This window comes from Acinetobacter sp. 24-47-64, from assembly GCF_057737055.1.
The window spans coordinates 446668-467099 of the sequence record NZ_CM173215.1 but is presented as its reverse complement, the minus strand read 5'-3'; the positions used below and the strand labels follow the sequence as shown (position 1 = coordinate 467099).

23 protein-coding genes and 1 pseudogene are annotated in these 20432 nt (G+C 41.3%); 4 read left to right on the top strand and 20 right to left on the bottom strand.

Translation table 11 applies throughout. The annotated features are described in order from the left end of the window. Positions 1 to 9 precede the first annotated feature (9 nt). From AC1M85_RS02285 to AC1M85_RS02265, 5 genes are all read right to left on the bottom strand, one after another. Positions 10 to 579, bottom strand: coding sequence for a HupE/UreJ family protein (locus tag AC1M85_RS02285; protein ID WP_488213474.1), 570 nt, complete (start codon positions 577 to 579; stop codon positions 10 to 12). A gap of 17 nt (positions 580 to 596) precedes the next feature. Beyond that, complete coding sequence (gene ureG, locus AC1M85_RS02280) at positions 597 to 1211, bottom strand: urease accessory protein UreG (RefSeq protein WP_035266791.1); 615 nt, start codon at positions 1209 to 1211, stop codon at positions 597 to 599. A gap of 22 nt (positions 1212 to 1233) precedes the next feature. Continuing rightward, positions 1234 to 1899, bottom strand: a complete 666-nt coding sequence (locus tag AC1M85_RS02275) for an urease accessory protein UreF (protein ID WP_180028352.1) — start codon at positions 1897 to 1899, stop codon at positions 1234 to 1236. After that, on the bottom strand, positions 1886 to 2371 hold the full coding sequence (ureE, locus tag AC1M85_RS02270; RefSeq protein ID WP_180028353.1) for an urease accessory protein UreE: 486 nt from the start codon (positions 2369 to 2371) through the stop codon (positions 1886 to 1888). Before ureE ends, AC1M85_RS02275 begins: the two co-directional genes overlap by 14 nt. Positions 2372 to 2542: 171 nt before the next feature. After that, positions 2543 to 3430 carry an EamA family transporter gene (locus AC1M85_RS02265; protein WP_488213473.1) on the bottom strand — a complete coding sequence of 296 codons (888 nt, stop codon included), beginning with the start codon at positions 3428 to 3430 and terminating at the stop codon, positions 2543 to 2545. Positions 3431 to 3822: 392 nt separating this feature from the next. On the opposite strand from AC1M85_RS02265, the gene AC1M85_RS02260 reads away from it, so the two are divergent. Continuing rightward, on the top strand, positions 3823 to 5310 hold the full coding sequence (locus AC1M85_RS02260) for a PAS domain S-box protein (protein ID WP_488213472.1): 1488 nt from the start codon (positions 3823 to 3825) through the stop codon (positions 5308 to 5310). Beyond that, positions 5301 to 5948 (top strand): response regulator transcription factor, encoded by a 648-nt coding sequence (locus AC1M85_RS02255; RefSeq protein WP_488213471.1) that lies wholly within the window; start codon positions 5301 to 5303, stop codon positions 5946 to 5948. Before AC1M85_RS02260 ends, AC1M85_RS02255 begins: the two co-directional genes overlap by 10 nt. A 35-nt stretch (positions 5949 to 5983) precedes the next feature. On the opposite strand, the gene AC1M85_RS02250 is transcribed toward AC1M85_RS02255, so the two are convergent. From AC1M85_RS02250 to AC1M85_RS02205, 10 genes are all read right to left on the bottom strand, one after another. Then, on the bottom strand, positions 5984 to 6976 hold the full coding sequence (locus tag AC1M85_RS02250; RefSeq protein WP_488213470.1) for a 2Fe-2S iron-sulfur cluster-binding protein: 993 nt from the start codon (positions 6974 to 6976) through the stop codon (positions 5984 to 5986). Between the two features lie 5 nt (positions 6977 to 6981). After that, positions 6982 to 7314, bottom strand: coding sequence for a non-heme iron oxygenase ferredoxin subunit (locus tag AC1M85_RS02245; RefSeq protein ID WP_168379990.1), 333 nt, complete (start codon positions 7312 to 7314; stop codon positions 6982 to 6984). Then, positions 7311 to 8081: an SDR family oxidoreductase gene (locus AC1M85_RS02240; protein WP_488213469.1), complete on the bottom strand. Its 771-nt coding sequence runs from the start codon at positions 8079 to 8081 to the stop codon at positions 7311 to 7313. Before AC1M85_RS02240 ends, AC1M85_RS02245 begins: the two co-directional genes overlap by 4 nt. Then, entirely contained in the window at positions 8078 to 8602 is a 525-nt protein-coding gene (locus tag AC1M85_RS02235; protein ID WP_481608984.1) for a flavin reductase family protein, read from the bottom strand. Before AC1M85_RS02235 ends, AC1M85_RS02240 begins: the two co-directional genes overlap by 4 nt. Next, positions 8589 to 9860, bottom strand: a complete 1272-nt coding sequence (locus AC1M85_RS02230; RefSeq protein WP_481591578.1) for a styrene monooxygenase/indole monooxygenase family protein — start codon at positions 9858 to 9860, stop codon at positions 8589 to 8591. Before AC1M85_RS02230 ends, AC1M85_RS02235 begins: the two co-directional genes overlap by 14 nt. A 34-nt stretch (positions 9861 to 9894) precedes the next feature. Further along, positions 9895 to 10371: a nuclear transport factor 2 family protein gene (locus tag AC1M85_RS02225; RefSeq protein ID WP_481613209.1), complete on the bottom strand. Its 477-nt coding sequence runs from the start codon at positions 10369 to 10371 to the stop codon at positions 9895 to 9897. A 13-nt stretch (positions 10372 to 10384) separates the two neighbouring features. Continuing rightward, positions 10385 to 10738, bottom strand: a complete 354-nt coding sequence (locus AC1M85_RS02220) for a hypothetical protein (protein ID WP_481587617.1) — start codon at positions 10736 to 10738, stop codon at positions 10385 to 10387. Positions 10739 to 10749: 11 nt separating this feature from the next. Next, the gene (locus AC1M85_RS02215) at positions 10750 to 11952 is read right to left on the bottom strand and encodes an aromatic ring-hydroxylating oxygenase subunit alpha (protein WP_481587618.1); all 1203 of its coding nucleotides are present in this window, start codon (positions 11950 to 11952) and stop codon (positions 10750 to 10752) included. Positions 11953 to 12061: 109 nt separating this feature from the next. Further along, positions 12062 to 13396, bottom strand: coding sequence for an acetamidase/formamidase family protein (locus tag AC1M85_RS02210; RefSeq protein ID WP_225530670.1), 1335 nt, complete (start codon positions 13394 to 13396; stop codon positions 12062 to 12064). Positions 13397 to 13441: 45 nt separating this feature from the next. Then, complete coding sequence (locus tag AC1M85_RS02205; RefSeq protein WP_481596222.1) at positions 13442 to 14326, bottom strand: SphA family protein; 885 nt, start codon at positions 14324 to 14326, stop codon at positions 13442 to 13444. A gap of 333 nt (positions 14327 to 14659) precedes the next feature. On the opposite strand from AC1M85_RS02205, the gene AC1M85_RS02200 reads away from it, so the two are divergent. Continuing rightward, the gene (locus tag AC1M85_RS02200) at positions 14660 to 15133 is read left to right on the top strand and encodes a nucleotide triphosphate diphosphatase NUDT15 (RefSeq protein WP_481588656.1); all 474 of its coding nucleotides are present in this window, start codon (positions 14660 to 14662) and stop codon (positions 15131 to 15133) included. Between the two features lie 22 nt (positions 15134 to 15155). Here the strand turns inward: AC1M85_RS02200 and AC1M85_RS02195 are convergent. The 5 genes and pseudogenes from AC1M85_RS02195 to AC1M85_RS02175 form a co-directional block, all read right to left on the bottom strand. Further along, positions 15156 to 15693 (bottom strand): annotated as a pseudogene (locus tag AC1M85_RS02195) (GNAT family N-acetyltransferase). A 243-nt stretch (positions 15694 to 15936) separates the two neighbouring features. Then, the gene (gene ureC / locus AC1M85_RS02190; RefSeq protein ID WP_488213468.1) at positions 15937 to 17637 is read right to left on the bottom strand and encodes an urease subunit alpha; all 1701 of its coding nucleotides are present in this window, start codon (positions 17635 to 17637) and stop codon (positions 15937 to 15939) included. 12 nt (positions 17638 to 17649) lie between these two features. After that, the gene (locus tag AC1M85_RS02185) at positions 17650 to 17958 is read right to left on the bottom strand and encodes an urease subunit beta (protein WP_035270651.1); all 309 of its coding nucleotides are present in this window, start codon (positions 17956 to 17958) and stop codon (positions 17650 to 17652) included. A 22-nt stretch (positions 17959 to 17980) separates the two neighbouring features. Further along, the gene (gene ureA, locus AC1M85_RS02180) at positions 17981 to 18283 is read right to left on the bottom strand and encodes an urease subunit gamma (protein WP_035270654.1); all 303 of its coding nucleotides are present in this window, start codon (positions 18281 to 18283) and stop codon (positions 17981 to 17983) included. Positions 18284 to 18379: 96 nt separating this feature from the next. After that, complete coding sequence (locus tag AC1M85_RS02175; protein ID WP_488213467.1) at positions 18380 to 19255, bottom strand: urease accessory protein UreD; 876 nt, start codon at positions 19253 to 19255, stop codon at positions 18380 to 18382. Between the two features lie 235 nt (positions 19256 to 19490). Between AC1M85_RS02175 and AC1M85_RS02170 the strand changes: the two genes are divergently transcribed. Then, on the top strand, positions 19491 to 20426 hold the full coding sequence (locus tag AC1M85_RS02170; RefSeq protein ID WP_481613204.1) for an LpxL/LpxP family acyltransferase: 936 nt from the start codon (positions 19491 to 19493) through the stop codon (positions 20424 to 20426). Positions 20427 to 20432: the final 6 nt, after the last annotated feature.

Below are 20432 nucleotides of genomic sequence, written 5' to 3'. Positions count from 1 at the left end.
CAAGTTTGATCACGCTAAACCAATTACTGCAACCAATGCTGCTAGCACACCTACAATCTTTTTACCTTGTGGAACAAATTTCACCATCAATGCCCCTAAACCCAGTCCAAGAGCATAAATCATTGCCATGGCAGTAATCATGCCTAAAATCTGAACGCCAACATTTCCATTCATCGCTAATTCAGCTCCGTGTGCTGAACCATGAAAAACTGATAGAAACACTGCTGCAACTGGAAAAATTCTGTTCGATTTGGTCCATAAACTTACAGCTAAGATGAACAATGAACCTACAATTCCAATTTCTGCAACGCCATTCGGAATAATTCCATGCGCACCTAAACTGAATCCAGCAACGAGCGCTGTAAGCAAGCCCCATGCCCCAATCATCTTCCAAATTTTAGACATGCTCCACATCAAAACGCCGAAACTGAGTGCCATCATCAAATGATCCAATCCTGTAAACGGATGAATTAAGCCCGTCCAAAAATTAGCGTCATGGTGATGATGGCCTGGATGTGCCATTACAAGGCTCGGAACACTTGCCAGAATGAATAGACCGAATTTATTGCATTGTTTCATCCTTTAAGCCCTCTTGTTTAAGCTTTGAATAAACCTTGTTTTTCAATAAAACTGATAATCTCGTTTAAACCATCTTCAGTTTTCATGTTTGAAAACAAGAACGGTTTATCTCCTCGCATACGCTTGGCATCTTGATCCATCACCTGCAAATTCGCTCCAACCATTGGCGCCAGATCTGTTTTATTGATAATCAGTAAGTCAGACTTGGTAATGCCTGGACCGCCTTTACGTGGAATTTTTTCACCACCAGCAACATCAATCACATATAGCGTCAGATCAGACAGTTCAGGGCTAAACGTTGCTGCCAAATTATCACCACCACTTTCAATGATAATTAACTCTAGACCATCAAACTTTTCACATAAGTCATCAATCGCTGCCAAATTGATTGAGGCATCTTCACGAATAGCCGTATGAGGGCAACCGCCAGTTTCCACCCCCACAATACGATCGGGTGACATGGCTTCATGACGAGTTAAGAAGTTGGAATCTTCTTTTGTATAAATATCATTGGTCACCACCGCCATATTGTATTTATTACGCAATGCACGGCATAAATTTAAAGTCAGTGCTGTTTTACCAGATCCGACTGGTCCACCAATTCCGACACGTAAAGGAGAACGTTCTGACATGATTGATTCCTTATGATAATTTTTAAGATCTAAATAAACGCGAATATTGTGTTTCATGGGACATGCTGAGCATGGCATATTGTGGTAAGGCACTGCTGAGTTGATGATCTTCTATACACATTGCATGCGTTATGGCATCTGAGACTAAACCATGTAAATGCCACAAAATTCGTTGACCACTCATCTGACCGAGCGGCACAGTTTTGACTGCGCCAAGTACTTGGTTTTCTAAAACAGTAAATGTATACGCCGTTAAAACATCTTCGATATTCAGATCCAATCGCCCACATAACTGAGCATATACAGGTACAAATCCAAGTTGTTTTTTGACCGTAACGGGCATTTTCAATACATCTTTAATCCATGCGTTCAAGGAAAATGCCAACTGCTGCGATTCAGCCAATAACTCACGACTTTCACGACTGGCTCGATACAACTGCGCCCAATGATTAAACTGCTGTTCATCATCATGGGCCTGCATCAAACGCTTCAATACAGGTAACTCAAAACGAACCAAAAGCATTTCCAGAACTTCTTCGAAGTACGCAATACTGGATTGCTCATCATGGATCAAACCTTGATCGATCGCACTTTCAACACCTTGCGAATAGCAATAAGCGCCTACAGGCAAAGCTGTAGAGGACAAAGTTAACAGTTTGAGTAAGTGAGCTGCATTAGTGATGCGCATGAGCATGAATCGCTTTGATTGGGCTGAGACGATGATCATGTGCATGCTGAGCATAAGCACCACTTTCTGGCTCAAATGGATGATCCACTTCCGTGACCATTAAACCCAATCCTTCGACCATTTCGGCTAAGACATGATCAGGTTCAAAATATAGTGCACTAGGCGTGAGCATAAGAGGGACATGACGATTCCCTAAATGATAGGCTGCTTTCAAAAGCTCAAATTCAGAAGAAGCTTGAACACACATCAGGCGTTCGGGCAATGCGTCCACCCGCAGTAAGTCACCTGATTCAGTTGCAATAAATGATCCGCCGCGAAGAATACCTGTGCGCGGTAAATCTGCACCAATATCGCACCCTGAAACTAAAGTTGCACGAAAACGGCTCTTTTGTCGTGTATCAAAGTTGAGTTGCACAGTTTCGAAAGCTTGATCTTCTGTCACTGCTTCTATTCTTTGAGTATAGATTTTCATGCCTTTCCTATTGTCGCTTGAATACTTTGCTTTAATTTCAACTCGCGAAATGTCTTGTTCAACATCAATCCATTTACGCATCAAAATTAAGCATTATTCATGCCAACATGAAATCTATTGGTGCATCCCCTTCTTTCTTATTAAATAATATTCAATGATCTATAAAAATGTTTAAGCCCAGATCACCAAGATTGCTGCAATTACAACTAAGGCTAATCCCCAATGTTCGGCTTTCGCTAAATTTTCTTTAAAGAAATAAGCTGAAATCAACAAACTAAATAAGATTTCAATTTGTCCAAGTGTTTTCACCACTGGGACACTCATCATACTCATGGCAGTAAACCATCCGAGAGATGCCATAAAACTACATACACTGACTTTAAAGGTCAGTCCTAGACGTTGCCACATCGCCAGCAAGGTTTGACGACGGAATAAGCTGAGATACAAAAGCATGCTCAGACATTGAAAGCCAATCACCGACAGTAATACCCATGCAGCACGATGAATTGTTGGCAACATTGTCAGTTCAAGACTGGCCTCTCTAACCAATAGTGAAGTGATAGCAAAACACAAACCACTCCCGATGCCAATCATCAGTGTTTTGGGTGAAAATCCAGTAAAACCATGTCCCCGACTCAACAGAAACACAGCAAAACCACCCAGTAACACCCCAAACCATGCCAACCATGACAAATGATCAGAGAGAAAAGCAACGCCAATGATTGCAGCTAAGATCGCTTCACTTTTAGCCAGTCCCACGCCAATGGCATAGTTTTTTTGTTTAAATAACTGCACCATCAATGCAGTGGCTAAAATTTGGCTAATGCCTGCGATAAAAATATAAACCCAATATTTTGTCGTAAATTGAACAGTCGCTGTTACCGGTGAGAAGTGATAAAGGCTACTCAAATAAATCAATGCAAAAGGCAAGGCGAAGATAAAGCGTGCAAGGGTGACGCCCCATACATCGACAGTGGTACTCAATTGTTTTTGAAAGGCATTGCGCCAAGCCTGCATAAAAGCAGCCATGAGGGTAAAGAGAATCCAACTGAACGCCATAAAAATATCACTTTAATGAGTAGGACTGACGGGTTTTATTCTATGCCTCATCCAGTGTAATGACTAATCAAAAAAGGATTGTATGTAGATAGCATAAAGTTTGATTTTATTCGTTAGATAAAAAGATGATATTTTTTGAGCTAACATTCCTCGTGTAACTGTCACCTAAATCAGTTGAAGTAATATGGTATCTAAATTGCATAACATTGAGATCACTGATAAATTTTTCACATGAATATTTTTATATGTTAAAAGTATGTAATTAGACCCTAAGTCTAATTGCAAGATGCTGCCCCTTAATGCAGTATTTACTTATAAAAAAAATGATTTATCAGTGACGATATTTCTCCCTATACCCGATAGCCGGAAGCCATCTCAGGTAAGGACCTACAATGACCAGCTTACAATATTATCAAACTATTTTTGATAAAGCGGGCGATGCAATTTTTGTACATGATATTGGCAGCGTCCAATTTATGGATGTCAATGAAGCCGCTGTGGAACTTACAGGATATAGTAAATCTGAATTGACACAGATGACTGTTGAAAAGATCAGTGCTTTTCAACATGGTTTTGATTTACATCATGCGCTCAGAAAAGTTCAACAGGCCGCCACAACAACAGATGAAGCAATCACATTTGAATGGTTAATAGAGTCTCATGACCAACGTCATATACCCGTTGAAGTATGTCTTAAAAAAGTTGAAATCGAAAATGAACCAAAGCTTCTTGCTCTAGTACGCAACATCAGCGAAATCAAAAAATATCAATATGCCTTACAGTCTAAAGATCAGTATTTCAAAATACTGCTTGAACATTCAGGAGATGGAATTGCTATTCTCGACTTACAAGGCAAGTTGCTGTATGCCAGCCCGTCTCTACAAGGTATTCTTGGTTATCGGGATCGCTTTGTACTTAATAAGAATGTGTTAACCGCTATTCATCCCGACGATCGTATTAAAGTCAGACAGCTTTTATTTAAAAAAACAGAACAACATGCAGTTGGTGTGATTCATTACAAAATCTTGCACCACAATGGAAAATGGCGACACCATGAGGCAACCTATCGTAACTTATTAGATCACCCTGATATTCAAGGTATATTGGTAAATTATCGTGATATCACTGAACGTATTGAGGCTGAAGAAAAAGCACGTGCTCGAGAAAAGCAACTTGGTCATATGTCACGTTGCAAAACTATGGGTGAGTTAGCTACCGCACTTGCACATGAATTAAATCAACCACTTGCTGCACTCAATAATTATGTCGGAGGCAGTATTATTCGCATTCAAAACGGTTTAGCCAACTCACAAGAGACACTTGATGCCCTCAATGCTGCGTTAAATCAAACACATCGCGTCAATGGTATTATTCACAGCATGCGAAGTTTTTTGCGTAAAGGTGAGGCGAATTTTCAGATTCATTCTGTGAATCATCTTATTCAAGAGTTACATCCTTTGATTAAGCTTAAAGCTGATCAAGGTGGATGTACCATACATTATGAATTAAGTGTTTCACCTATTTTTATATCAGCAGATGAAACGCTCTTTAGCCAAGTCATTATCAATCTCGTCTTTAATGCGGTCGATGCTCTACAAAATAATCCCGAAGGTGAAAGGGACATTTATATCCGCACTTGGCAACATAACCAACATGCTCGGGTTGCAATTGCAGATAATGGTCCTGGACTCGAAGGGCAAAATCCAGAACAAATTTTTGAATCTTTCTATTCAAGTAAAAACAACAGTATGGGCATTGGCTTAACCCTGTCTCGGAGCATCATTGAAAATCATCATGGTTATTTATGGGTCTGTGAAGGTGAGTCTGGTGCCATTTTTAATATTTCTTTAGCAGCACAGGAGCGTGCAAAATGTATTTAACTAATTCTCATGTTCCCGAGCCCATTGTGTATGTGATAGATGATGATCAAGACATTTGTAATTCACTCACATGGTTGCTTGATTCAGTGCAACTCGAAACTAAAACATTCAATAGTGCTACTGAATTCCTGAATTTTCAGCGCCCGCAAACACCTGCATGTTTAATCCTTGATATTCGTATGCGAGGGATGAGTGGCTTGCAACTACAACAACAATTGAATCAACAAAAAATCCGTATGCCAATCATTTTCATGACTGGTCACGGCGACATTCCAATGTCGGTCAATGCGATGAAAGCTGGGGCATTTGATTTTTTAGAAAAACCTTTTAATCCACAGCATATGCTTAATCAAATCCAAATCTGTCTGCAACTTGCTGAACAAGACTTTATTGAAGAAGAAAAACGTCAAGAACAGATGATTAAATTGAAATCTTTATCACCAAGAGAAAGTGAGATTATCAATTTATTGGTCGATGGACTTTCGAGTAAACATATCGCACAAATGTTGAATATCAGCCATAAAACAGTAGAAATTCACCGCACTCATATTCGTCAGAAATTAGGAACTGAATCTATCGCACAGATCGTCAATATGGTCTTGATGTGTCGTGATCGCTCAATACTGGCGATGGGTTAACCATCGCCTGAGCGGGAGAAAAATGATATCTTCGATTAAAAGAAACGATCAAAATGAATTTGTTGTTGTGGAATACCTGCTTGATGGGCCATTTGTTCAATAGATTTCACCATCGGTGGCGGACCTGCACAATAAATTTCATGCTCACGCAATTGTTCGCCTAATACATCTTGAATCACTTCATGAATAAACCCCGAACGGATACCTTCAATGAGTTCAGAGGAGGTTGCAGGTACATAATTGAGGCGTTCCCCTAACTCTGTCCAGTCACGTAATTGATTTTCAGTAAACAAATCACGTTGCTCACGACCACCATGGAAAAACCAGACTTTTTGATGTTGCAAATGTGGGTTAACTGCAACGCCACGAGCAATCGCTAACATGGGAGCAAGTCCAGAACCACCAGCCACACAGACAATAGGGCGAGGCTTCTCTTGTAAATGCGCTAACCCATATGGACCATCAATTTGAATATCAGCCTTTTCACGTAACTGTTCATCAAATAACAAATTGGTCATTTTACCATCAGGAACACGTCGAATTTGGAAGACCCATAAACCGTCGTCATTCGGCAGATTGGACATCGAATAGGCACGAAGTAACTCTTGATTCACCCAAATTAAAGCGTATTGTCCAGGAATAAATTGTGCTGGCTCATCTGATTGAAAATGTACTTCCAAAATATCATGTGTCACCAAATGAGCATGCTTCAATGTTACTTTTTTTTGTTTTGGAATAATTTTAGGAACACATTGTTCGTCTAAACGAAGCTTAATCACGCAATCCGATTTGGGGCGACACTGACACGCCAGTAACCGACCTTTACGTTTATCACGATCGCTTAATCCAGGTGCATCTGCCCATAAATTTTCTACTTCACCTGACAGGACTTCGATTTTACACGTTCCGCAACCACCCGCATTACATTCGTAAGGAATGCCTAGCCCTTCACGTAAGCCACCACGGAGCAATACATCATCCGCTGCGCAGTTGAATGTGCCCTGACCTTCGATTTGAATTTTATACATCGGCATCACTCCACCAAATAGACTTTGTCTTCACGCACGATGGATTGATAGGTTTTCAGTGGAATTGTACATGGCGCCCCACAAGGTTCACCTGTTTTGATATCGAATGCACCTGCATGAAATGGGCACTCCACTTCACAGCCATCAATTTCACCATCTGCCAATGATGCATCACCATGTGTACAGGTATCATCGGTGACATAGAACTCGCCATCTTCTAAATGAAATACTGCCAATGGCGGATAACCGTCAATGATGACTTGTAGTCCCTCACCCTGTTCCACATCAGAGGTTGAACACAAAAATTTCTCAGCAACATTGGTCATTTTAATGTTCATTGGCTTAACTCCTCTATGGGTGAATCTGTGGCTTCAGGACCTAGAATGTGATAACCACCATCGGCATGAATCACACTGCCTGTCAGTAATTTTGATTTCGGGCTACACAACAAACTTAATGCTTGTGCGACTTCCTCTGCATCCGCAATACGCCCTAACACATGGAAACGTCCTGCCACGCGGTCCGTCTTGGTACGGTCTCCGCCAGAGATCATTTGCATTGGTACTGACCAAGTCCAACCTAATGAGAGTGCATGTACACGAATACCATCTTGCGCTAGATCCAGTGCCATGCTTTGTGTGAGTTGCTCTAAAGTTGCTTTAGACGCTGGATAGACCCAGCGTTCTTTTTGTGCAATGCGTGCACTGACACTGCTAATATTGATCACTGCACCATCAGTACTTTTTTTCAAAAGTGGTCGACATGCTTGTACTAACGCTGCGTGACCAAATACCGTGACATTGAACGTGTTTTGCCAATCTTGACGTGTAGATTCAGATCCATGATCTTCATACAAACACGCCAAATTCACCAAAATATCTAACTGTGTTAATTTGGCACTTAATGTGCGAATACTGTCATCATTAGCGAGATCTAAAAATTCATATTGCGCTTGGGTTGCATCTGCCACTTGCTGACCTTGCGTTTGATTAATGTCGGCAACAATGACTTGTGCACCTAAGCTTTTTAATTCTTGCACCACGGCTTGACCAATGTGCGTTGCACCACCTGTCACCAGGACCACTTTGCCATTTAAGTCTGTCATGAAACCTCCTTGTACTCAGGCCATTCATTAAATTGACCTTTGCAGAACAACAGTGGACGTTGGTTACTGTGACGACATTGCTCAATTTTTCCTAAGAAAATTTGATGATCGCCTGCTTCAATTTGTTGTTCACGTTTGCAAACAAACTGCACCACACAACCTTCTAAAATAGGTGCTTTGCAATCTTGAATAGTCCACGTGCCATGTTGGAACTTATCCGCAATCGGCTTAGCAAAGTTCAAACCTACATCTCGCTGATGTGCACCTAAAATATTGATCGCAAAGTATTCAGCATTTTCAAAAATGGATCGGCTCGGAGAATGATTGACTAAACTCCATAACACCAATGCAGGATCTAAAGACACTGAACTAAAGGAATTAATCGTCAACCCTACAGGTTGTTGATCTTGGTCTAGGCAAGTGACGATTGCCACTCCTGTCGCAAAGCCACCAAATGCCTGACGGAGCGATTTCGCTTCCGCCAGATCAACATCCTGCCAAAGTAATTCAGGCAGCTGCATGTTGAAACTCCTTTCGTGACAAGTACTCTTTTGCCCCAGCTTCACCATCTACCGCTGGCCAGAAACCGCATGGATTGTTGAAATGCCCCATAAAATCATCTGCAATGGCTTGGTTTTGCGATGCTGCGCCTAACACTTGCAATAAGCTTTCACTTGGTGGGTTTAACAGCAAGTTGGTAAATTCTGTGGTATAACGACCTGACTTTTCCCAGAATTGCTCGAATACTTCTGTCATCCAATCTGCACTAAAGTCTTCATCACCTCGTGCTAAAATCGCAGCTAAATAATGCTCCACCATACGAGTTGCATTGTTTGCGCCTTGTCCTGCGATTGGATCATTTACAATGACAGTGTCTCCAATCCCCCAAATTTTTGCACCGTTATCTAAGGTTGCAACAGGATCTCGAACTTCAGGGCGGAATGCACCTTTGAGCCATGCATTTGGATCACTTAATTCCATATTATCGACCATACGGAAGCTTTGATCTGGTGTTACTTTGGCAACCGCTTCTTTCATGCGTTGGACCATTTCTTCGCCAGATGTCACATCATCGAAGATATCCATTGGACCATTCGGTACACATTCAAATAAGAAACTACGACATGGACCATGCGTGTGACTGTAGAATGGCATACTGAAGTATTCACCTGCACCTGCCACGAAGTTGAAATGTAAGGTCTGTGAGGGTTGACCTTGCCAACTATTTGGACCACACAAATCATCACCTACGACGAGTGCAGCAGCCAATTTACGTGGCGGTGTTTGATGCACTGAACGTGTTTCATTGCGTTTGAATAGGCTCGTGATATTGCCCTTACCTGCCGCCAAAATCGTCAGATCATTTTCAGCAGTGATTACTTCCAAATCTTCTGGACTGACATTTTGAATGATGAGCTTGCCACCACGGCGTGGATATTCTTCTAACCAACGGTGATACTTGGTTCGCTGATCCATCGCGATACCTTTGTTCTGATGCAAGAATCCTGTAAGTGGCAATGCAATTGAACCATCTGGGCCACGGAAATCTACATGAATGGCTTGACCATGATGGGCTTTACCATCCCAGAAATTCAAACCAAGTTTGCGTTCAAACTCTAATGTATTGGCGAAGAACATCGTGGTACTGACCATACGACCGTGTAACAATTCATCCGCAGGGCGATCTACATATAAAGTGACATCATATTTATTTTCGAGTAGCGAGAACGCGAGTAATAAGCCTGCTTGTCCACCACCGATAATTGCGATTTTTCTCATCTTGAATTCCCCTTAGGCCGTACTGATACAGTGCCTATATTGCTGTGTTCGGATAAGGTTGATTGAAGGTCAGATTCAGTTCGACACGATCAAATTTCCATTCACCCCATTGATTCCGACGTACTTCCGTTTTATAAAAACCACCTAAACAACAGGTTGTTGGTTGGTTTTGTTGTGTTGATGAATCTGCCAGATTACAGACTTCCCAAAGCATCCATGACGCGTTTGCATGATTTTGATCAATGACTTCAATATCTGGCATCGCCATGATATGTAAGCTCCAAAGCACTTGTGCTTCTGCAATCTCTGACAATGCATTCAAGATATTTTGGCGTCCTTGATATTCTCCAAAACCCTTAGCACACCATATGGCATCCTCATGAAATACATGCTGTAAAATGGCTGAATTGTTGCGCTGATCAGCCGCTGTTGCATAACGACCGATCAGACTACGAATCACCTCGCAGGTCTCCAGATAGTGCAAACGCTGTTCTAGATTGTGCTGGCTCATCTTCGAGATCCTTTTAAACGTTAACTACATCACCAGTTTCATAAACGAAACGCTTTTCTTCAAAGGCGTATGGCACACCCACTGAACCTTTATAAAGTTCAATATGTGGAGCAACTTCGGCAAAACTCAGGCTTAACCAGTACAACTTGTGCAGCTCTTCAGGCAAGGTCCCTAAAGCGTATTGGTCAAGTGCTGCAAGTAGCTTGCGCATTTCAGGCAAAATAGCATCGTAAAAAGCTTGCAATTCAGCTGTAGTCGAATTTAAGCGTGCTGCATGACGTTGTTTCGATGTCCCTAAAGCCCATTTCGCGACATAAGGTTCTAAGCTTGAAAAGTCAGCTGGCAATTGTGAAATGATGTTTGACATGTGCATTCTCCTTATGCGCGATTCAGGTATTGTTCAAGAACGTGGTAACCGTGACGAATCAGGATTTCTTCGTCTTGTAGATGCATCACTTTTTTCGCTCGAGACTCAAGTGCTTCTTGGGTATCTTCCATGGTGGCAGTATCTTCTAACCACGCATTACGTTGTAATACTTGTGCAAACTCTTGCGCCCAACGCTCTGAATAGGTTTTCGCTTTAGGCAGGTAATAGCGACCCTCCCAACGGGTTTGGTTATGACCGACCGGCCAGAACTGATGGGTGAACCATACACCTTCAGTCACATGCACCAAGATATTCGGGAAAATGACAGATAATTCAAACGAGAAGTCATCACGATCATTTGGATTGACTGATTTAGGTAGCTGAACACGTTCATAGTGATTCACCAATGATGCGCCAGTGATCTCACCTGACAATGCAGCCGCTGGTTTTGGATTGGCGTTTTTGGTTAAGCACACAGCGCAAGTACGATGATCACCAAACAATTGCACTTCTTGTAAACCTGATGCGAATACATTCGGGAAAGAGCCTGCATGAATGGTCGCCACGTGATACGCTTCAGCAAATGCGTCATGAGCGACTTTCCAGTTACAGTTCAGAACTGTGTTATAGGCAAAGCATTCTTCCATTTCATGGAATGGATAACCGCCTAAATGCTGTCCCATACCACCTAAGAATTCTTCTACCGATTGAGTGCCATCATTATCCAAATTGATGAAAATAAAACCTTCCCAAACTTGGGTACGAATAGGTGCAAGACCGTTATGACCTTTATCAAAACAAGAAGTAAATTTTTCTTCTTCAGGTACACTAACCAAATCACCTTTAGCATCGTAAACCCAGCCATGGAAACGGCAAGTCACGACTGCAGCTTTATTTGAACCAAAAGTTTCATTGCCAGTCTCCACCACAACTTTATTGCCACGGTGTGAACAAATATTATGAAATCCACGAATTTCACCATCTTTACCGTGCATTAAAATGACTGAGGTTTTAGCAAAATCTAAGCGTTTAACTTTGTAGTCGCCTTTCTTTGGTATTTCTTCTACACGCCCCACTTTCAGCCAAACTTTTGAGAAAACTTTTTCAATTTCCTCTTGATAGATCTCTGGCGAAATACATGGTTCGGTTGGAATAGGCTCAATACCAAGTTCTGGATATAAATCGCCCCAACGGAGTTTTGCATTACTGTTCATATGACATTCCTGTTCAAGTTCTCGTTTCTAAGTTTTAAGTTCAGTAAATTTCATGCTTTTTTCGAACAGCGTTTGAATCATCTGAATCAACCGCCGTTCACGTGATGAATTAAAGTTGGTAATGTTCGCGAACTAAGTTTGCGATCCCCAATTTTTCTAAAATTGGCATTGGGCATAAGAAGGTTGCACGTACCATTCCTGGTAAACGGCTGATTTCGATAGAGCCTGTAATTGTGCAACGGTTCATAACCTCATCCACACTTAAACCTGTGACTTTTGCCGCTCGATTTAAAGCATTGTCCGTTGCATCATTGAGGTTCTTACCTGTTCCCATAAATGTGATTGGACCACTTTCCTCAATTTCAGTTTGTCCCCAACGTGCACCTAAAGCTTTCACTTTTTCACGCTCTTCCTTGGTAAATGGACGTGCCATTGGTGGTAAGTCATCTGGTGCTTGAAGCAAAATTGGACCATCAATGGTTAAGCCTTTAATCACTTCCACTTGTAATTCTGTTTCGCCTGAAACGTCCGTGGCATGTCCTGCAATTTCACCATTACCTTGTTGCGCATGCATATCCCCCATGTAAACACCTGCACCTGGTACTTTCACAGGACAAATCAAAATACAGCCTGGACGAATCGAATTGGTATCCATGTGACCGTCTGTTTTGGCTGCGATAAGTTCTTCTTCAGTCATCCCGAATTTATGCGGTGCATCAATCAAATACTGACCAAAGTCGTGGCAGTTGTGAGAGTCTGGTAAGTCACGTGAAGGTGTCGTACCAATATTTCCGAGGAATGGACGCATATGCGCAGCAACCCCTGGCATATCAGCACGTGCAAGCGACAAGATTGAATGTTGCGCTGCATGTTCAGGCAGTGCAGAAAGCTCATTGGCATTGCCTGCTAACTTGTTGGCAATCTCTTGATTGACCGTCAAGCTCACTTTGTTTTCTTCATCCAACACAATCACATAACCATGTGAAAAGCGAAAAGCACTGACTTCTGCCCCACAGTTTTTACAGTGAATCGCATCTTCACCAATTCCTTCTACATAACTTGCTGGTTGCTCTGTACCACATGCTTCACAGTATTTCGCAACAAACGGATCGCCTTTATAACGCCCTTCAACAAATTGCATCACACCCGATGAGGTTGCTGTAGAAGTGACATGCATATCCTTAATCTTTAAAGCGACAGCATCACCTACCTCTGCACCTTCAATAAAGACAGGGAGTGTCACTTCATGACCACCTTGGAATGCAGGTGTAATCATTGGACCCCAACAGCCAGGCGGTGTGCCTGTTTTTAACGTTCCACCATTTTTTAAAGGTCCCAGCATACGTTGGCTTGGTCCCACAATACCGCCTGAAAACTCATTCACCACTAAATAATCGACAGCTCCAGCACTGCCTGCTGCATATTCTTGATTCTCAATTTTCATGGCCTTACCTCTATATGCTTGCTCTAATGTTTGGGTAACAATGTTTTAAAATGGAATGGTGATATCAATTGCGAACTTCTGACCTTCTGGTCGGTTTTCAACATCAAATTCTTTTTGATATTTCGCTGCGATTGCATATCCTTTAGGGAATTGATAGCGAACCTGTGGTCCTACGCTGGCTGCTTTAGCTTTAAAATCACCTAAAACGGCACCTTCACCTGAGTCACCTTCAAGCTGACGATGTACGTAACCACCAACACCAACCGCCAAAGGTCCCATGTGTTTCGCGACTAAGTAATCGACATGCAAAGCATTACCCGACTCGTATTTGGTATCTTTATTCTCGAAATTGATGTCATACATCCACTTGGTACTGACTTCGATACCTTGTTTATTTAAGTATGTGGTCGAGATAATCGGTTGAATGGTGTAATAATTACGCCCAATATTTGCGAGTCTATTTTTGTTGTAAGAGCCAATTGGAATATAAAAGTCGACACCTGTCGCCACATGCCAATCCCCTTTATGCCAACCCAATAAGAATGGATCGATAATGAGATCACCCATTGACATGTGATCATCTTGACGACCACCTAATGTAAGATCTGCATGGGCATATACAAGGAATGCATGCATGCCCCATGTCGCGCCTAAAAATGTTTTGTCACTGACATAGACACCACGAGCAACTGTGGCAAAAGTATCAATTTTAAAATCATCAAATACTGGATAATCATTTTTAAATTTATCTGCGTTGTAGTATTGGTTATAACTGACGAGATACATCCCAGGTGGCGGCATTGCGCCACCAAAAAAACTCTCTGTCCCATCTGGATAAGCACTTCCGCCATTTTCAGCGGCAAGCGCTAAACTTGCGCTACTGAAAAGACATGTGGTCAATGCCACAGAAGTTAGATATTTCCTTACCATTTACCGCATCCCCCTCGTTGCTAAATTCCTTGCTGGCGATGTTCTAAATCGTCTAGCGCATGTCTTAATCTAGTCTTGAAAGGAGGCAGGGAAATATAAGGATGAATCTATGTTGAATTAAGGGATTATCTTGTAGAAATATTGATTTATTCTCACTGGTATAGAGGTTTTAGAGAAATAAAATAGGTTTTCTTCACTATAGTGATAGGTAAAATCCCCTATAAATGTGAATGATTTTTTATTTAAATTACATGTTTTGAAACATTTGAAAGTTAGCGTTGTCATATCGCTGTTGTACTTTGTAGAACACAGAGCAGCTAGATGTGCACAATCATGAATATTAAAAGCAACTCCATCATCGGCGTGGGCATCATGTTGATTGATCAACGTCAAAAAGTTCTATTGGGTTATAGAAACAAAAATGATGAACCTGCCTCATGGTGTTTCCCGGGTGGAAAAATGGATGCCCATGAATCAATTGAAGATGCTGCAGTACGCGAATTGTTAGAGGAAACTGCTTTAGATCTGAGTCAATATATTGAGTCTATTCAACCCTTAAATACGATCATTGATCAAAATGCTGAGGCGGTGAAGATTACGTTCGGAACGATTTATCAACTTTTAGATGAACGTTTAAAAACTCAAATTTGCGTGACAGAATCTGAGATTTTTGAGCGTTGGGAATGGTTTAGCATTGATGAGCTTCCACAACCACTTTTTTCTGAAACTGAAGTCATGATTAGACATTGGCTCAAACAATTTCAAGATAAAAAATGGTCTGTATATTCCTTGTCTAAGAAAGATTAGTTTTAATAAATTAATTTCAAAATTATTTTATAAAGGTATCTTTATTTATTTCATATAAAATATGATTTTCAAGAATATGCCCTGTAGGTAATTCTGGATGCTTGAATTGCTTAACTTCGGTCATACCTAGCCTTTTCATAACTGCTTCTGAAGGCTTATTTGTCAAAGCTGTAAATGCAACTACTTTATTTAAATTAAGCTCTTCAAAAGCATATATCAATGCAGCTCTTGCACCTTCTGTTGCGTACCCCATTCCCCAATATCTTTTTCATAACCGCCATCCAATTTCAACACATGGAGAAAATTCGAATAACACTGGTTGATTGTGCAATCCAATAAAACCAATAAACTCACTAGTATCTTTCAACTCTACAGCCCAAAAGCCCCACCCGTTTCGTTCAATTAACTCATAAATTTTTTTCCGCCATCTCAATATTCTGTTGTGGGGTCAAAACTTCATGAAAATATTTCATAACATCTGGATCTAAACCCATTTTTATAAAAGATGAGTAATCTGCTTCCTTCCATTGTCTTAATATTAGTCTCTCAGTTTCAATCATTAGAGTACCTCTATGAATCTATTAAATTTAATATTTTTTGTGCTTGGAAAACTTCTAATATCGATTAAATTTAAAATTTATATATTTTAATTCAGTGTTTAATTTCTTTTAGCAAACGCGTTTATTCCGCTGAAATTTTTATGTATTTAAAATAAATCGATGAATTCTATCTAATGATAAAGTCTTATTAATTACATAAGACTTTATCACCTATCACAGTAATTATCTTTTCTAGAGACAACTTTAAAACAAGAAATACCGCTGTGCCATCGGCAATACTTCCGCAGGCTCACAGGTTAGCAATTTCCCATCGGCTCGCACTTCATAAATTTCAGGATCAACCTCCATCACAGGACAATAGGTATTTAGTTTCATATCTTTCTTCTGAATATCGCGTGTACCTTTACATGGACTGATCAACTTTTTCAGACCCAATTTTTCATGTACACCTGCCTCAATGGCGACTTGGGATAAAAAGGTGATACAGGTGTTATGCACACCGCGCGCATTTGCCCCAAACATCGGACGATAATGCACAGGCTGTGGTGTTGGAATCGAAGCGTTAATATCTCCCATCGGCGCAGCTGCAATCATGCCACCTTTAATAATCATCGAAGGCTTCACCCCAAAAAATGCAGGCTTCCACAACACTAAATCTGCAAGTTTCCCCACTTCAACCGAGCCAATTTCATGGCTTAAACCATGCGTAATGGCAGGGTTAATTGTATATTTGGCGATATAACGTTTGACCCGATTATTGTCATGCGTGGCATTGTCACCTTCTAAAGGACCCCGCTGTATTTTCATTTTATGTGCGGTTTGCCATGTGCGAATCACCACTTCACCAACTCTCCCCATCGCTTGCGAGTCTGATGACATCATGGCAATGGCACCTAAGTCCTGCAAAATATCTTCTGCTGCAATGGTTTCACGGCGAATACGACTTTCCGCAAAAGCCACATCTTCAGAAATCGCAGGGTCTAAATGGTGACAAACCATCAGCATATCCAAATGCTCATCAATGGTATTGATGGTATAAGGACGAGTTGGATTGGTGGAAGATGGCAACACATTCGGCTGACCAATGGCTTTTAAAATATCAGGGGCATGTCCACCGCCTGCTCCTTCGGTATGGTAGGTGTGAATGGTACGATTTTTAAATGCAGCGAGGGTTTCTTCCAAGAAACCACTTTCATTTAAGGTATCGGTATGAATCGCCACTTGGACATCAAACTCATCGGCAACGGTCAGACACGTATCAATCGCTGCAGGGGTTGAACCCCAATCTTCATGTAGCTTTAAACCTACTACCCCTGCACGAATTTGCTCACGAATTGGGTCGGGCTGACTTAGGTTTCCCTTACCGAGTAGACCAATATTCATCGGTAAATCATCTATGGCTTGAAGCATCGTCCCGATATGCCAAGGCCCCGGTGTCACTGTTGTTGCAGAAGTCCCTGCCGCAGGGCCTGTACCACCACCAATCATGGTGGTCACACCGGACATCAGTGCCGTTTCCACTTGCTGCGGGCAAATCCAATGAATATGCGTATCGACACCGCCTGCGGTGAGAATCTGTCCTTCACCAGCGATCACTTCCGTCGCTGCACCAAGTGGAATGGTGATATCGGGTTGAATATCAGGATTGCCTGCTTTCCCAATTTTCCAAATACGGCCGTTTTTTAAACCGACATCGGCTTTGACAATACCCCACCAATCCACAATCAGCGCATTTGTAATTACAGTATCCGCAACATCTTCAGCCAACAGTTGTGATTGTCCCATGCCATCACGAATGACTTTACCACCGCCAAACTTCACTTCCTCACCATAGGTAGTGAGGTCTTGCTCAACTTCAATAAACAGCTCAGTATCCGCGAGACGAACTCGATCACCTACCGTTGGACCAAACATTTCCGCATAAGCACGGCGTGACATTTTCATTATTATTTTCCCTTAATCCAACTTACCCATAACACGACCCGCAAAGCCATACACCTCACGCTTACCTGCGAGTGCAACAAGTTCAATATCTCGACTCTGTCCTGGCTCAAAACGCACCGCTGTACCTGCCGCAATATTCAGTCGATATCCTCGTGCTAACTCACGATCAAACTGCAACGCATCATTCGCTTCAGCAAAGTGATAATGTGACCCAACCTGAATCGGTCGATCCCCTGCATTTGCTACCGTCATTTTGAGCGTTGCCCGTCCGACATTCATTTCAATGTCTGTATCGGACGTAATGATTTCACCTGGAATCATATTTAATTTTTCCTCTCAGACATCACACAATCGGTTGATGTACAGTGACCAGTTTTGAACCATCAGGAAAGGTCGCTTCCACTTGGACCTCTGCGATCATTTCAGCTACGCCTTCCATTACTTCATCCCGTTTTAGCAATGTTGTTCCAAAATGCATGAGGTCACTCACACTCATTCCATCACGTGCACCTTCTAATAGTGCGGCAGAAATATAAGCCACTGCTTCTGGATAATTCAGCTTTAATCCACGGGCCTTGCGTCTTTCCGCTACAAGCCCCGCAGTAAAAATCAGCATTTTGTCTTTTTCTGTAGGTGTTAGTTCCATAATGCTTTCCTCACTATCTTTAAATATTGATGCAAGATGTGTGCTCAAATATTTGTGTTAAAACAACTTAACTATGTTGCTATGACAAGAATAAATTTATGTGCGCCAAATTCTTGGGAATTCTTCATCAAGATCAAACCAATAACGACGAAGCTTTGCACGAATTGCAGCAAATGCATCATGACACTCACGTACATCATTTCCGAGATAACGTGCGGTCACGACGTAACCGAGTAACGTCAATGTGACGTTAATATTCATACGCATGATTAATTCACGAATTCGATCAATATGTCGATCAAGATAGAAATTTGACCGGTATTGTTCTGGAGGCACTGCCCAAAAACTGGCCATCACTGCATGACCGTTCATCCCTAAACAAGACTTTAACCAACGATCATTGCCTTTAAAATTTAAACAGTCTACAACCAATATTTTCTGATTTTGATAAAGCTGAAATTTATTTTGGTAAGCACCCTGTGAGAAAGTTTCATGTCTTGCTTGCCGTCCAATCACCAACATATCCCAACCGATAAAACTGGCAGCAACGTCTAAATGTACGATCGTTTCTGAATTTGCATTCGCACCATTAAAGAGCATCGTCTCTTGAGGAAGCCATTCGAAAATCGCCTCATCTTGGACATGAATATGAATATGTTGAAATGCTTGTTTAAGATTGGTTTTGTACCACTTCCCTGCGCCAGGTGTGGTAACCAAAGCATGCGAATCCTGATCTATTTTTATTTCAAAGGTAAGATGATCTCCACCAGCAATTCCAGCAGGTGGATGAACAATAATGGCGTGACATACTCCTGTTTTTTCAGGCCAGAGCATCTTTTGCACGCGAACAGGTCCAAAGTGCTTACGATGCGCCAAAATTGTGCGATTTGAATCTTTGGTAAAACCTAACTCTAATTTAGCAAACCAATACTGTGCATTTTTGACTGGCTCATTGAACAATACTTGATTCATTCACGGTCATCTTCGTATTCATATCATTTTCAGTAAATGTTCTGCAAAAATTGCACCAAGTTTGCTCAAGCTAATTTTGGTTAAAGGTTTTTAGGCACTTAATGTTGTTATTGATGAGTAATTCATGTGAAAAATCTAAGAACGTTTTGCTAAAGAATCCGATTGTTGCCTTCGCCGAAAAAAAACAGTTCGTGCTAATATAGTGAATTACCTTAAATTGTTATCAAGTTTGAATATGAGTAAACAGAAAAACTACCAACCGGGAGAGTTCCAGTGGTCTTTCTTAATGCCAAAATATTGGGGCATTTGGATTGGTATTATATTTCTGATGCTCCTTGCGATATTACCTTGGGCAATTCAGCATCGTTTAGCTTATCTGATGGGAAATGTAGCTTTCAAATACTTGCGTTCACGTCGTGAAACAACTTTAAGAAATTTAGAAGTCTGCTTTCCTGAATGGATGCCCGAACTTCGTTATGAAAATGCTCGCCAAGTCTTTATTGATCAAATGGTCGGTGTTTTTGAAACACTGAATGCTTGGTATTGTCCCAAATGGTTTAAAGATCGTGTAACGATTGAAGGTTTAGAACATATTCAACAAGCGCAAGCTGAAGGGCGTGGGGCTTTACTACTCGGTACACACTCTACCCTACTCGATGCAGGTGGATATGTCTGTGCCCAGTATTTTGATCCAGATGTCGTATATCGTCCGCAAAATAATCCATTGCTAGATATGCTGATTTACCGTTGTCGTGCCACGATTTATACCAATCAAATCGACCATGATGATATGCGTGGATTAATCCGTCATTTAAAAGAAGGACGACCTATTTGGTATAGTCCCGACCAAGATTTTGGTCTTAAACAAGGCGTTATGGCACCCTTTTTTGGTGTACCCGCAGCCACTGTAACTGCACATCGCCGTATATTAAAAATGACCAAAGCTGCCGCGATTCCACTTTACTTCTACCGTAAAGGTGATATTACAAATCCGAAATATCATATTTTGATTGAACCTGCGTTAGACAATATGCCAAGTGAAGATGAAATTGCAGACGCGACACGAACAAATTTGATTATTGAAAATCAACTTCGTTTAGCACCAACCCAATATATGTGGTTCCACCGTAGATTTAAAACACGTCCCGAAGGTTTTGAAAAAATTTATTAAAAAAAG

What these genes read in the sequence shown, in the direction of transcription:
- AC1M85_RS02285 (WP_488213474.1), bottom strand. Translation starts at nt 579, where the DNA reads ATGAAACAATGCAATAAATTCGGTCTATTCATTCTGGCAAGTGTTCCG.
- ureG (WP_035266791.1), bottom strand. Translation starts at nt 1,211, where the DNA reads ATGTCAGAACGTTCTCCTTTACGTGTCGGAATTGGTGGACCAGTCGGA.
- AC1M85_RS02275 (WP_180028352.1), bottom strand. Translation starts at nt 1,899, where the DNA reads ATGCGCATCACTAATGCAGCTCACTTACTCAAACTGTTAACTTTGTCC.
- ureE (WP_180028353.1), bottom strand. Translation starts at nt 2,371, where the DNA reads ATGAAAATCTATACTCAAAGAATAGAAGCAGTGACAGAAGATCAAGCT.
- AC1M85_RS02265 (WP_488213473.1), bottom strand. Translation starts at nt 3,430, where the DNA reads ATGGCGTTCAGTTGGATTCTCTTTACCCTCATGGCTGCTTTTATGCAG.
- AC1M85_RS02260 (WP_488213472.1), top strand. Translation starts at nt 3,823, where the DNA reads ATGACCAGCTTACAATATTATCAAACTATTTTTGATAAAGCGGGCGAT.
- AC1M85_RS02255 (WP_488213471.1), top strand. Translation starts at nt 5,301, where the DNA reads ATGTATTTAACTAATTCTCATGTTCCCGAGCCCATTGTGTATGTGATA.
- AC1M85_RS02250 (WP_488213470.1), bottom strand. Translation starts at nt 6,976, where the DNA reads ATGTATAAAATTCAAATCGAAGGTCAGGGCACATTCAACTGCGCAGCG.
- AC1M85_RS02245 (WP_168379990.1), bottom strand. Translation starts at nt 7,314, where the DNA reads ATGAACATTAAAATGACCAATGTTGCTGAGAAATTTTTGTGTTCAACC.
- AC1M85_RS02240 (WP_488213469.1), bottom strand. Translation starts at nt 8,081, where the DNA reads ATGACAGACTTAAATGGCAAAGTGGTCCTGGTGACAGGTGGTGCAACG.
- AC1M85_RS02235 (WP_481608984.1), bottom strand. Translation starts at nt 8,602, where the DNA reads ATGCAGCTGCCTGAATTACTTTGGCAGGATGTTGATCTGGCGGAAGCG.
- AC1M85_RS02230 (WP_481591578.1), bottom strand. Translation starts at nt 9,860, where the DNA reads ATGAGAAAAATCGCAATTATCGGTGGTGGACAAGCAGGCTTATTACTC.
- AC1M85_RS02225 (WP_481613209.1), bottom strand. Translation starts at nt 10,371, where the DNA reads ATGAGCCAGCACAATCTAGAACAGCGTTTGCACTATCTGGAGACCTGC.
- AC1M85_RS02220 (WP_481587617.1), bottom strand. Translation starts at nt 10,738, where the DNA reads ATGTCAAACATCATTTCACAATTGCCAGCTGACTTTTCAAGCTTAGAA.
- AC1M85_RS02215 (WP_481587618.1), bottom strand. Translation starts at nt 11,952, where the DNA reads ATGAACAGTAATGCAAAACTCCGTTGGGGCGATTTATATCCAGAACTT.
- AC1M85_RS02210 (WP_225530670.1), bottom strand. Translation starts at nt 13,396, where the DNA reads ATGAAAATTGAGAATCAAGAATATGCAGCAGGCAGTGCTGGAGCTGTC.
- AC1M85_RS02205 (WP_481596222.1), bottom strand. Translation starts at nt 14,326, where the DNA reads ATGGTAAGGAAATATCTAACTTCTGTGGCATTGACCACATGTCTTTTC.
- AC1M85_RS02200 (WP_481588656.1), top strand. Translation starts at nt 14,660, where the DNA reads ATGAATATTAAAAGCAACTCCATCATCGGCGTGGGCATCATGTTGATT.
- ureC (WP_488213468.1), bottom strand. Translation starts at nt 17,637, where the DNA reads ATGAAAATGTCACGCCGTGCTTATGCGGAAATGTTTGGTCCAACGGTA.
- AC1M85_RS02185 (WP_035270651.1), bottom strand. Translation starts at nt 17,958, where the DNA reads ATGATTCCAGGTGAAATCATTACGTCCGATACAGACATTGAAATGAAT.
- ureA (WP_035270654.1), bottom strand. Translation starts at nt 18,283, where the DNA reads ATGGAACTAACACCTACAGAAAAAGACAAAATGCTGATTTTTACTGCG.
- AC1M85_RS02175 (WP_488213467.1), bottom strand. Translation starts at nt 19,255, where the DNA reads ATGAATCAAGTATTGTTCAATGAGCCAGTCAAAAATGCACAGTATTGG.
- AC1M85_RS02170 (WP_481613204.1), top strand. Translation starts at nt 19,491, where the DNA reads ATGAGTAAACAGAAAAACTACCAACCGGGAGAGTTCCAGTGGTCTTTC.